The organism is Acidovorax sp. GW821-FHT11A03, assembly GCF_058809075.1.
In genome coordinates this window covers 36,525-48,757 of record NZ_JBXASG010000004.1, presented here as the reverse complement: position 1 = coordinate 48,757, position 12,233 = coordinate 36,525, and the positions used below count along the sequence as shown (strand labels likewise).

10 protein-coding genes are annotated in these 12,233 nt (G+C 67.1%); 8 read left to right on the top strand and 2 right to left on the bottom strand.

The window, feature by feature from the left end:
• Positions 1 to 20: 20 nt before the first annotated feature.
• On the bottom strand, positions 21 to 773 hold the full coding sequence (locus AC1RVY_RS10620) for a phosphatase PAP2 family protein (protein ID WP_492806581.1): 753 nt from the start codon (positions 771 to 773) through the stop codon (positions 21 to 23).
• Positions 774 to 861: 88 nt separating this feature from the next.
• Between AC1RVY_RS10620 and AC1RVY_RS10615 the strand changes: the two genes are divergently transcribed.
• The 8 genes from AC1RVY_RS10615 to AC1RVY_RS10580 all read left to right on the top strand — a co-directional run bounded on the left by AC1RVY_RS10615 (position 862) and on the right by AC1RVY_RS10580 (position 10,926).
• Entirely contained in the window at positions 862 to 1,569 is a 708-nt protein-coding gene (locus tag AC1RVY_RS10615) for a response regulator transcription factor (protein WP_218297884.1), read from the top strand.
• Positions 1,566 to 2,957, top strand: coding sequence for a histidine kinase dimerization/phospho-acceptor domain-containing protein (locus AC1RVY_RS10610; protein WP_492806578.1), 1,392 nt, complete (start codon positions 1,566 to 1,568; stop codon positions 2,955 to 2,957). Before AC1RVY_RS10615 ends, AC1RVY_RS10610 begins: the two co-directional genes overlap by 4 nt.
• 80 nt (positions 2,958 to 3,037) lie before the next feature.
• Positions 3,038 to 4,102 (top strand): class II fructose-bisphosphate aldolase, encoded by a 1,065-nt coding sequence (gene fba, locus AC1RVY_RS10605; protein ID WP_218341778.1) that lies wholly within the window; start codon positions 3,038 to 3,040, stop codon positions 4,100 to 4,102.
• A gap of 491 nt (positions 4,103 to 4,593) precedes the next feature.
• Positions 4,594 to 5,145 carry a hypothetical protein gene (locus AC1RVY_RS10600; RefSeq protein WP_369643642.1) on the top strand — a complete coding sequence of 184 codons (552 nt, stop codon included), beginning with the start codon at positions 4,594 to 4,596 and terminating at the stop codon, positions 5,143 to 5,145.
• 63 nt (positions 5,146 to 5,208) lie between these two features.
• Entirely contained in the window at positions 5,209 to 6,810 is a 1,602-nt protein-coding gene (locus AC1RVY_RS10595; RefSeq protein ID WP_492806576.1) for a Re/Si-specific NAD(P)(+) transhydrogenase subunit alpha, read from the top strand.
• A gap of 34 nt (positions 6,811 to 6,844) precedes the next feature.
• Complete coding sequence (gene pntB / locus AC1RVY_RS10590; protein ID WP_492245259.1) at positions 6,845 to 8,257, top strand: Re/Si-specific NAD(P)(+) transhydrogenase subunit beta; 1,413 nt, start codon at positions 6,845 to 6,847, stop codon at positions 8,255 to 8,257.
• Between the two features lie 91 nt (positions 8,258 to 8,348).
• The gene (locus tag AC1RVY_RS10585; protein WP_218297878.1) at positions 8,349 to 10,028 is read left to right on the top strand and encodes a long-chain-fatty-acid--CoA ligase; all 1,680 of its coding nucleotides are present in this window, start codon (positions 8,349 to 8,351) and stop codon (positions 10,026 to 10,028) included.
• A 130-nt stretch (positions 10,029 to 10,158) separates the two neighbouring features.
• Complete coding sequence (locus tag AC1RVY_RS10580) at positions 10,159 to 10,926, top strand: 5'-methylthioadenosine/adenosylhomocysteine nucleosidase (protein WP_492245260.1); 768 nt, start codon at positions 10,159 to 10,161, stop codon at positions 10,924 to 10,926.
• 293 nt (positions 10,927 to 11,219) lie between these two features.
• Here the strand turns inward: AC1RVY_RS10580 and corA are convergent, their stop codons facing one another.
• Positions 11,220 to 12,206, bottom strand: coding sequence for a magnesium/cobalt transporter CorA (gene corA / locus AC1RVY_RS10575; protein ID WP_218297876.1), 987 nt, complete (start codon positions 12,204 to 12,206; stop codon positions 11,220 to 11,222).
• Positions 12,207 to 12,233 lie beyond the last annotated feature (27 nt).

Sequence of the window (12,233 nt, the reverse complement as noted above, 5' to 3'; positions counted from 1 at the left end):
GCCTCACCCCGCACCCGGCTTCACTGGGACGGGGCGCCGTGCCCTGGCAGGCCCTGCTCCCCGGCATCGGCCGGGCGGGGCCGCGCCAGTTTCTGAAACCCCAGGTCGCACAGCCAGCCCGACACCCAGCACAGCCAGCCCGTCCAGAGCGTGTGGCTCATGAAGTGCGCGCCGCGCACCTGCTGGGCGCCGCCCAGGACCAGGCCCGCCGCCACGGCCGCGGCCAGCCACCAGCGCGCCGCCGCGGGTTCCTTGCGGCGCAGCGCAAAGTAGCCGCCGATGAAGGCGAACCCGGCCGAGGCATGGCCCGCCGGAAAGCAGCGCCCGCCGCCGCCGTCGGCCACGCCCAGCGCCCAGTGGGACGCATAGCGCGCCACGCCGCCGAACTCCGCGAGGTCCCAGGGGCAGCTCGTGTCGCTCAGGTTCTTGGCGATGCTCACCACCGCGAGCGCCAGCAGCGCGCTCAGGGCCATCTGCAGGCGCTCGCCGGTATCGATGCGCCGCAGCACCCCGCGCGGCGGCCACCACACGCCCACCACGAGCAGCAGCACCAGCAGCCACGCCAGGCGGCGTGCGCCTTCATGGAGCACGTGCACGAAGAACCACTGCTCCCGCAGGGGGAATCCCGTGGCCGAGCCAAATGCGCGGGCCAGCGGAATGTCTTGCCCCCCCGCGTCCCAGGCCACCACGGCGGCCAGCAGGCCGAGTGTCCACAGGAGCAGGAATCGATGGCGGGCCGGGAAGGAATGGGGATGGGAAGGCGAAGATGGCATGCCCGGACCATAGAAGGCCGCACTTAACACCGCCTTAATGGCGGGCCGCGGCTGGTCCGGGGGCGCCGGGCCCGGCGACAATCGCCGCATGCGAATACTCGTTGTCGAAGACGATGCCGGCATCGCCAGCGGGCTGCGTGCCAACCTGCACCAGCGCGGCTACGCGGTGGACGTGTGCGATGGCGTGGCCAGTGCGTGGAGCGCGCTGCGCGCCGAGCGCTTTGATGCCGTGCTGCTGGACCTGGGGCTGGCCGACGGAGACGGCGGCGAATTGCTCCGGCGGCTGCGGCTGAGCCCGGCCCCGGGCGCTGCCGCCGCTGCTCCGGGGCTGCCCGATCCGTCCACCCCCGTGCTCATCGTCACCGCCCGTGACCAGGTGCACCAGCGCATCGCGGGGCTGGACCAGGGCGCCGACGACTACCTGGCCAAGCCCTTCGATATCGATGAGCTGGACGCGCGCCTGCGGGCCCTGCTGCGCCGGGCCGCCGGCCGGGCGTCCCCCACCATCCGCTACGCAGACATCGAAATGGACCCCGCTGCGCGGACCGTCCACCAGGGCGGCAAGGCAGTGGAGATGTCGCCGCGGGAGTTTTCGGTGCTGCTGGTGCTGCTGGAAGCGCGGGGGCGCGTGCTCTCGCGCCAGCAGATCGAGGAGCGCCTGTACAGCTGGGACGCGGCCATCGAGAGCAACGCGGTGGAGGTCCACATCCACCACCTGCGCCGCAAGCTGGGCAGCGCGTGCATCCAGACCATGCGCGGCGTGGGCTATTTCATGCCCCAGGAGCCCGCGGAATGAGTGATTCTCCTGCGGCCTCTGCGGCCCGTGTTCGCCGGCCGTCCCTGACGCGCCAGCTGCTGCTGTGGTGCCTTGGAGCGCTGGCGCTGGTGTGGGGCAGCTTCGTGTTCATCGGCTACCAGACGGGGGTGCACGAGGCGGACGAACTGACCGACGGGCACCTGGCCAGCGTGGCCGCCCTGCTGCTGAACCTGCGTGCGACCGAGGCCGCCGAGGGGCCGCAGGTCACTCAGCGCGCCCCCACGCCCTGGCTCAAGTCGCACGACTACCAGCAGTCCCTCAGCGTCGTGCAGTGGGACGCGCAGGGCCGCATGCTCCATCACAGCGGCACCGCGCCGGCGCCGGCCTTTGGCGAGGTCGAGGGATTCGCCAACATGGCGCTCGGGCCGGACGGGACGGTGTGGCGCAGCTTCTCGCAATGGGACGCCGCGCGGATGCGCAAGATCATGGTGCTGCTGGAGCTGCGCGAGCGCGATGAACTCGCGCAGGACATCGCCGAGCAGATGATCGAGCCCGGCCTCTGGCTGCTTCCCGTGGTGTCGCTCGCGCTGGGCCTGGCCCTGTGGCGGGGTTTGCGGCCGCTGTATGCCTTGTCGGCCGACGTGGCCGCCCTCGACCCCGCCAGCGCGCCGCGCCTGGCCTCGCGCCATGCGTGGAGCGAATTCGAGTCGGTGGTCGCCTCCATCAACACCTTGCTGGACCGCCAGCAGGCGGCGCTGGTGCGCGAGCGGCGGCTGGCCAACGAAGTCGCCCACGAGCTGCGCACGCCGCTGTCCTCCATCGCGCTGCAGGCCAGCGCCCTGGCCGGAGACCTGGAGGCCGCCGCCAGGGCGCAGGCCATCGCGCGCATCGGCCAGGATGCCCTGCGGGCCGGCCATGTGCTCAACCAGCTGCTGGCCCTGGCCCGCGCGAGCCGGGCTGAGCTGCACGAGGCCAAGGCGCCGGTGGACCTGTGCGCCGTGGCCCGCCAGGTCTGCGCCGACTACGCGCAGGCGGCGTGGCAGCGGGGCGACGACATGGCGCTGTCGGCCCCGCCGGAGCTCTGGGTGTCCGGGCATGTGCTGCTGCTGGACATCGCCGCGCGCAATCTGGTGGAAAACGCGCTCAAGCACACGCCGCAAGGCACGCACATCGCGGTGCAGGTGGGGGCGTCTGACGGGGCGGGTGCATGGCTGCAGGTGTGCGACGACGGCGCCCGGCGCCCTGGCGATGCTCCCGCCTCCGGGGGAGCGAGGGGCACCTCCGACAGCCTGCACCTGGGCCACGAGATCCTGCGGCGGGTGGCGGACATCCACGGCGGCCAGTTCGGCGCGGCACCGGCCCCCGCGCCCTTTACCACCTGTTTCCGGTTGGATTTGCCCCTGCCGCCGTCCGCGCCCCCCGGTTAAAATCACGGGTTACCAAGCGGTTACCACCGCACTGCCAGGCTGACAGCGCCTTCCTCCAACCTTCAACGGACCCTACGACCATGCCCCTCGTTTCGATGCGCGAACTGCTCGACCATGCCGCCGCCCACAGCTACGGCATCCCTGCCTTCAACGTCAACAACCTGGAACAGGTCCAGGCCGTGATGGCAGCCGCCGACGAAGTGGGCGCGCCGGTCATCCTGCAGGCCAGCGCTGGCGCGCGCAAGTACGCGGGCGAGCCTTTCATCAAGCACCTGATCCAGGCCGCCGTCGAGGCCTTCCCGCACATCCCCCTGGTGATGCACCAGGACCACGGAACCTCGCCCAAGGTGTGCGCCGGCGCCATCGACCTGGGCTTCGGCTCGGTCATGATGGACGGCTCCCTGATGGAAGACGGCAAGACGCCGGCATCGTTCGAGTACAACGTCGACGTGACGCGCAAGGTCGTGGAGATGGCCCACAAGGTGGGTGTCACGGTCGAAGGCGAGCTGGGCTGCCTGGGCAACCTGGAAACCGGCGAGGCTGGCGAGGAAGACGGCATCGGCGCCGAAGGCAAGCTGGACCACAGCCAGATGCTGACCGACCCCGAGGAAGCCGCCGTGTTCGTCAAGGCCACCCAGCTCGACGCGCTGGCCATCGCCATCGGCACCAGCCATGGCGCGTACAAGTTCAGCCGCAAGCCCACCGGCGACATCCTGGCCATCAGCCGGGTCAAGGAAATCCACAAGCGCATTCCCAATACCCACCTGGTGATGCATGGCTCCTCGTCGGTGCCCGCCGAACTGCTGGCCATCATCAACCAGTACGGCGGCAAGATGAAGGAAACCTACGGCGTGCCGGTCGAGGAGATCCAGGAAGCCATCAAGTTCGGCGTGCGCAAGATCAACATCGACACCGACATCCGCCTGGCCATGACCGGCGCGGTGCGCAAGTTCCTGGCCGAGAACCCCGACAAGTTCGATGCCCGCGAATGGCTCAAGCCCGCCCGCGAGGCCGCCAAGCAGGTGTGCAAGCAGCGTTACCTGGAGTTCGGCTGCGAAGGCCAGGGCAGCAAGATCAAGGGCCTGAGCCTGCAGGCCGTGGCGGCCCAGTACGCCGCGGGTACTCTGGCGCAAGTGGTGAACTGATCGTTGGCACGAGGCCCTGCGGGGCCGCTGCCCAGCCTGGTTGCGTTGTGCTGCCAGGCTTTTTTTTGCCTGTCTGCATGCAGAGACTGGGGAGTTCCCTCTACAGCAGACAAAGGTGACAGCGACAAGATCTTCTTCATGTAAGCTCGCGGTCAGCTTGCCCACCGGCAGCGCCGCAAGAAGTGTCCGATACCAGGGCGCGTTCAACACATTTCTCACCAGCTACACCGAGCTGGTTGTTGCATGGCAGAAGCCGTCGATGGACGGACTCGGGTGCCGTGGGATGATTGAAGGCGAATTCGTATGAACCTTTCTCTATGACTCTGACAATTTCAAAGTTCCGGCGGCTGTTGCCTGTGTTGGCTGTGACGGTGTTCACGGTGGCGTGCGCGCCCCTGACCGTTCCCCCCAAGTCCGAATATCCCGTCGGCCGGGCCCGTCTGGTGTTGCCGCCGGGGGCGTGGCAAGACCTGGGCACTTCCGAAGAAGCCATGTCCGGTCCCGCAGGCCGTACCCAGCTCCAGACCCGTGCGGTGGGGCTGCGGGGTGCGCAAGGTGAATGGCTGGCCGCGCTGCGGGTGCAGACCAACCGCACGGGCGACCTGCGTGGGTCTCCGCAAGGGGTGGGGTACTGCCCGCCGCAACAGGACGTCGTGGTCAAGGATCCCGCGGACGGCAGCCCCGTGCGCGCCGATTGCCTGCGCTTCAAGCTTTGGGCCAGCAGTCCCAGGTGGCTCGAAAAGAACCGGCCCGATCTGGTCCAGTGGATGGCCAGCCGCCAGATCGCGCTGAGCACTCCCTACGCGCATGTGGGCTACCGCTACGTCACCGAAGCGGGTGTCTGGGTGGCGGTGGATGCCCTGGTGGACCAGCGGCTGCTCAGCGTCCGGCCGCGCAGCAACGAAGAATTCCTGACCGCGGGCCTGCCCCTCCAGCAGTGGGCCCATGACCTGGCCCAGGCCGTGCGCCTGAGCGCCGGCATGATGGATGGCCACCTGGCCATTCCGCCGTTCCCGTTTCCCGCGCCCCCTTCCAGACGCTAGCGCGCCGGCCCTCCCCTGCCTGGCGGCCTTGCATAACGATTACGAAACTCGAGGAGACCTCTGATGCAGACAAGCCCAGTCCCGCAGCCGCAGCGCATTGGCGTGCCAAGGGAAACTTTCCCTGGCGAAAAGCGCGTGGCCACCGTGCCCGATGTGGTGGAGAAGCTGGTCAAGCTGGGCTTCGCGGTTGCCGTGGAGTCGGGGGCAGGGGAGGCCGCCAACTTCAGCGACGACGCCTACCGTGCCGCCGGGGCCCAGGTCGTTGGCGACGCTGCCGCGCTGTGGGCTGCATCGGACATCGTCTTCAAGGTGCGCCCGCCCAGCAGCGAGGAAGTGGCGCTGATGCGCGAGGGCACGACGCTCATTGATTTCATCTGGCCCGCCCAGCACCCCGAGCTCATGCAGCAGCTGGCGGCCCGCAAGGCCACGGTGCTGGCCATCGACTGCCTGCCGCGCACGCTGTCGCGCGCCCAGAAGATGGATGCGCTCACGTCCACCGCAGGCGTCAGTGGCTACCGCGCCGTCATCGAGGCGGCCAATGCCTTCGGCCGCTTTTTCAACGGCCAGATCACGGCCGCGGGCAAGGTGCCGCCGGCCAAGGTGTTCATCGCGGGCGCGGGCGTGGCGGGGCTTGCCGCCATCGGCACGGCGGCCAACCTGGGCGCCATCGTGCGCGCCAACGACACGCGCGCCGAGGTGGCCGACCAGGTCAAGTCGCTGGGCGGCGAGTTCGTCAAGGTGGACTACGAGGAAGAAGGCTCGGGCGGCGGCGGCTATGCCAAGGTCATGAGCGAGGGCTTCCAGGCCGCACAGCGCAAGATGTACGCCGAGCAGGCCAAGGATGCGGACATCATCATCACCACCGCGCTGATCCCCGGCAAGCCCGCGCCCAAGCTCATCACGGCCGAGATGGTGCAGAGCATGAAGCCCGGCAGCGTGATCGTGGACATGGCCGCCGAGCAGGGCGGCAACTGCGAACTGACCGTGCCCGGCCAGGCAGTGGTGCGCCATGGCGTGACCATCGTCGGCTACACCGACCTGGCCTCGCGCCTGGCCAAGCAGTCGTCCACGCTGTACGCCACCAACCTGCTGCGCCTGACGGAAGAGCTGTGCAAGGCCAAGGACGGCGTGGCCGTGGTCAACATGGAGGACGACGCGATCCGCGGCCTCACCGTGGTCAAGGATGGGGCGATCACCTGGCCTGCGCCACCGCTCAAACAGGCCCCTGTGCCGGCACCCAAGGCCGCAGCGGCTCCTGTGGCCGCCAAGAAATCCAGCCATGGCCCGGGCGCACCGATGTCCGCCAAGACGCTGACCATCGTTTTTGCCGTGATGGCCGTGCTGTTCTGGGCCATCGGCGCCTATGCGCCCGTGGCCTTCCTGGGGCACTTCACGGTGTTCGTGCTGGCCTGCTTCATCGGCTACATGGTGGTGTGGAATGTCACGCCCGCGCTGCACACGCCACTGATGAGCGTGACCAACGCCATCTCCAGCATCATCGCCATCGGCGCGCTGGTGCAGATCGCGCCGCCCGATGCGGGTGTCAACGGGCGCCCGGATGGGCTCATCCTGTGGCTGGCGTTTGCCGCGCTGGTGCTCACGGCCGTCAACATGTTCGGCGGCTTTGCGGTGACGCGCCGCATGCTGGCCATGTTCCGCAAGTAACTCCATCACAACAAGAACACGAGGAGCACAGAACATGTCCCCAAGTCTCGCCACCGTCGCCTACCTGGGCGCGGCCATTTTGTTCATCCTGAGCCTGGGCGGGCTCTCCAACCCCGAAACCTCGCGCCGGGGCAACCTGTTCGGCATGGTCGGCATGGCGCTGGCCGTGCTGGCCACGGTGTTCGGCCCGCGCGTCAGCCCCGCAGGGGTGGCCTGGATCGTCGGCGCGCTGGTCGTTGGCGGCGGCATCGGCCTGTATGCCGCCAAGGTCGTCAAGATGACCCAGATGCCCGAGTTGGTCGCGCTCATGCACAGCCTGGTGGGCCTGGCGGCCTGCCTGGTGGGGTTTGCGAGTTACGTCGATACCTCGATCCAGCTGCAGGGCGCGGAGAAGATCATTCATGAGGTGGAGATCTATGTCGGCATCCTGATCGGCGCGGTCACGTTCAGCGGATCGCTGATCGCCTTTGGCAAGCTCAACGGCAAGATCGGTGGCAAGCCGCTGCTGCTGCCCGGCCGCCACTGGATGAACCTGGCCGCGCTGCTGGTCGTGATCTGGTTTGGCCGTGAGTTCCTGCGCGCCGAGACCATCGAACAGGGCATGGTGCCGCTGATGGTGATGACGGCGATCGCGCTGCTGTTCGGCATTCACATGGTGATGGCCATCGGTGGCGCGGACATGCCGGTGGTGGTGTCCATGCTCAACAGCTACTCGGGCTGGGCAGCGGCGGCCACGGGCTTCATGCTGTCGAACGACCTGCTTATCGTCACGGGCGCGCTCGTGGGCTCCTCGGGCGCCATCCTGTCCTACATCATGTGCAACGCGATGAACCGCAACTTCATCAGCGTGATTGCGGGCGGCTTTGGCTCGGGCGCTGGCACGCCCGCCAAGAAGGGCGAAGCAGCCGAGCCGCAAGGCGAGGCCGTGCCCGTCAGCTCCGCCGAGACGGCCGAGCTGCTGCGCGATGCCAAGAGCGTCATCATCGTGCCCGGCTACGGCATGGCCGTGGCCCAGGCCCAGCACACCGTGTACGAGATCACCAAGACCCTGCGCGAAAAAGGCGTGGATGTGCGCTTTGCCATCCACCCGGTGGCGGGCCGCATGCCCGGCCACATGAACGTGCTGCTGGCCGAGGCCAAGGTGCCCTACGACATCGTGATGGAGATGGACGAGATCAACGAGGACTTTCCCAATGCCGACGTGGCCATGGTCATCGGCGCCAACGACATCGTGAACCCGAGCGCGCTGGACGACCCGTCCAGCCCCATCGCCGGCATGCCGGTGCTGGAAGTGTGGAAGGCCAAGACCTCGATCGTGATGAAACGCTCCATGGCCTCGGGCTATGCGGGCGTGGACAACCCCCTGTTCTACAAGGACAACAACCGCATGCTGTTTGGCGACGCCAAGAAAATGCTCGACGAAGTTCTTTCCGCGCTCAAGGGGTGACGGGCATAATTCCACCGCGAAAAAAGCACGACCGTGCTGAAAAAATCAGCACGGTCTCACGGCCTCAATAAAACTTATCAGGAGACAAAAAATGACGAATCGCCCCTGGCTGGCTGCCTATCCGCAAGGCGTCCCCGCAGACATCGACACCGCGCAATACCCGTCGCTGGTGGCCCTCATGGACGAGGCGTTCACCAAGTACGCGGGCCGCGTGGCCTACAGCTTCATGGGCAAGGAAGTGACCTATGCCCAGACCGACTCCCTGAGCAGTGCGTTCGCGGCCTACCTGCAGGGCCTGGGCCTGGTCAAGGGCGACCGCGTGGCCATCATGATGCCCAACGTGCCGCAGTACCCCGTCACGGTCGCGGCCATCCTGCGCGCGGGCTTCGTGGTGGTCAACGTGAACCCGCTGTACACCCCGCGCGAGCTGGAGCACCAGCTCAAGGATTCGGGCGCCAAGGCCATCGTCATCATCGAGAACTTCGCCACCACGCTGCAAAGCTGCATTGCCAACACGCCCGTCAAGCATGTGGTGCTGTGCGCCATGGGCGACCAGCTGGGCCTGCTCAAGGGCGCGCTCGTCAACTACGTGGTGCGCAACGTCAAGAAGATGGTGCCCGCCTACAACCTGCCGGGCGCCGTGCGCTTCAATGACGCCGTGGCCCAGGGCACGCGCGGCACCCTCAAGAAGCCCGACATCCGGCCCGACGATATCGCGCTGCTGCAATACACCGGCGGCACCACCGGCGTGAGCAAGGGCGCGGTGCTGCTGCACCGCAATGTGATCGCCAACGTGCTGCAGTCCGAGGCATGGAACGACCCGGTGATGAAGAAGGTGCCCGCGGGCGAGCAGCAGACCAGCATCTGCGCGCTGCCGCTGTACCACATCTTCGCGTTCACCGTGAACATGATGCTGAGCATGCGCACGGGCGGCAAGACCATCCTGATCCCCAATCCGCGCGACCTGCCTGCCGTGCTCAAGGAGCTGTCCAAGCACACCTTCCACAGCTTCCCGGCCGTGAACACGCTGTTCAACGGCCTGGCCAACCATCCCGACTTCAACACCGTCAACTGGAAGAACCTCAAGGTCTCGGTGGGCGGCGGCATGGCCGTGCAGGGCGCCGTGGCCAAGCTGTGGCTGGAGAAGACCGGCTGCCCCATCTGCGAGGGCTACGGCCTGTCGGAGACCAGCCCCTCGGTCAGCTGCAACCCCGTGACCGCCAAGGAGTTCACCGGCACCATTGGCGTGCCGCTCCCCGGCACCCTGATGAAGCTGCTCGACGACGACGGCCGCGAGGTGACCACCCTCGGCCAGCCCGGCGAAATCGCGATCAAGGGCCCGCAGGTGATGGCCGGCTACTGGCAGCGCCCCGATGAAACCGCCAAGGTCATGACCGACGACGGCTTCTTCAAGTCCGGCGACATCGGCGTCATGGACGAGCGCGGCTTCTTCAAGATCGTGGACCGCAAGAAGGACATGGTGCTGGTCAGCGGCTTCAACGTCTACCCCAACGAGGTCGAAGAAGTCGTGGCCAACTGCCCCGGCGTGCTCGAATGCGCCGTGGTGGGCGTGCCCGACGAGAAGACCGGCGAGGCCGTCAAGCTCGTGATCGTCAAGAAGGACCCCGCGCTCACCGAAGCGCAGGTCAAGGAGTTCTGCCGCGCCGAACTCACCGGCTACAAGCAGCCCAAGGTCATCGAGTTCCGCACCGAGCTGCCCAAGACGCCCGTGGGCAAGATCCTGCGCCGCGAGCTGCGCGACAAGAAATGACCATCCCCCTGAGCCGCTTCGCGGCTTCCCCCTTCTCTCGGCTCGCGCCGGGAAGGGGGACGACGCCAGCGGCCTGGCGAAGCCAGTTCCACGGCGTCCGCTGGTATGGGACGTGTCGGTTTCGTAGGCCATGACCACCGCCATCCTCAGCGCCTTGCCCGAAGAGCAAAGCTCGCTGGTCCAGCACCTGTCGCACCCCCAGCGCCTGGTGCATGCCGGCCGTTTCTTCTGGCGCGGCGACCTGTGCGGCCGGCCAGTGGTGCTGGCGCTCTCGGGCATCGGCAAGGTGGCGGCGGCCACCACGGCCACGGCGCTCATCGAGCGCTTCGGCGTGGCGCGCATCGTCTTCACCGGCGTGGCGGGCGGTGTGGGCGATGGCGTGAACGTGGGCGACGTGGTGGTGGCGCAGGACTACCTCCAGCACGACATGGACGCCTCGCCCCTGTTCCCCCGCTGGGAGATCCCGGGTTACACGCGCAGCCGCCTGGCATGCGACACCGTATTGTCTGCTCTGCTTCTGGAAGCGGCCAGCGCTTGTGTATCAAGCACCAGCGGCCAATTTGGCTTGAAAACTGACGCAACAGATGCGTTGGAGGGTGTCTTGCACCGCGCACACCACGGCCTGGTGGCCAGCGGGGACCGCTTTGTTTCCGCAGCCGATGAAGCCCACCGCCTGCGCACCACGTTGCGCGACGCCGGCCACGACGTGCTGGCCGTGGAAATGGAAGGCGCCGCCGTCGCCCAGGTGTGCCACGACTACGGCATCCCCTTCGCCGCCGTGCGCACCATCTCCGACCGTGCCGACGACACCGCCCACGCGGACTTCCCCCTCTTCGTCACGACCGTGGCCAGCCGCTACGCCGAACACATGGTGCTGGCGTTTTTGCAAAAACTATGAAATTGATAGCTGCTAGCGCTTGATGAATAAGCGTTAGAGGCCAATTTGAATCATATTCTGCGCTGAAGTGACCGCCAGTCCCGTCATCTGCCTGGCCCAGGTGTCGACAAGCTCAGCCCGAATGGGCAGGGGCTCGGATTCATGGGATCTGCTGCAGCGCCCGCAGCTACAAGTTCGACAGCTGCGCCGTGAAACCGGCGCGCCCCAAATACCAGCGCCACCGTGGATCCGGCTTCGCCGGTCCACCGGAGGCGTCCCCCTCGGGGGGGAAGGCGCGCAGCGCCACAGGGGGGCTACTTCAACCAGCCCCGCTTGCGGAAGTACCACATCGGCCCCACCGCGCTGGCGATCATCAGCAGGATGCCGTAGGCATACCCGTAGCTCCACTCCAGCTCGGGCATGAACTTGAAGTTCATGCCGTACACGCTGGCGATCAGCGTGGGGGGCAGCAGCGCCACGCTGGCCACCGAGAAGATCTTGATGATCTTGTTCTGGTTGATGTTGATGAAACCGACCGTGGCGTCCATCAGGAAGTTGATCTTGTCGAACAAAAACGCCGTGTGGTTGTCCAGCGATTCGATGTCGCGCAGGATCTGGCGGGCTTCCTCGAACTGCTCGGAGTTGAGCATCTTGCTGCGCATCATGAAGCTCACGGCGCGGCGGGTGTCCATCACGTTGCGGCGGATGCGGCCGTTCAAGTCTTCCTGGCGGGCGATGGCGGCCAGCACCTCGCCCGCGCGGGCGTCGGTCACGTCGCCGGCCAGCACCTGGGTGCTCACCTTTTCCAGCTCGTCGTAGATGCCTTCGAGCGTGTCGGCCGAGTATTCGGCGTCGGCGTCGAACAGCTTGAGCAGCACTTCCTTGGCGTCCTCGATGAGGCCAGGGGCCCGGCGCGCGCGCATGCGCAGCAGGCGGAACACCGGCACGTCCTCGTCGTGGATGGAGAACAGCACGCCCCGGCTCTTGAGGTTGGCGTTGTGCTGGTTCAGGATGAAGGCCACCCGCACCGAGCGCGGGTCTTCGTCGTCGTCGATCAGAAAGTCGCTGCGGATGTGCAGCTCGCCGTTGTCTTCTTCGTAGAAGCGGGCGGATTCCTCGATGTCCTCGTCCATCGCATCCTCGGGGATGGACAGGCCGTAATGCTGCTTGATCCAGCGCTTTTCTTCGAGGGTGGGGGCTTCCAGGTCCACCCAGATCGGCTGGAAGCGGGTCAGCTCTTCCAGGGACTCGATTTCTTCCTGGAACAGCCGGCCATTGGCGAGCGTGAAGATGTTGAGCATGGGCTCACTCCCTTGTTGTGTGGCATC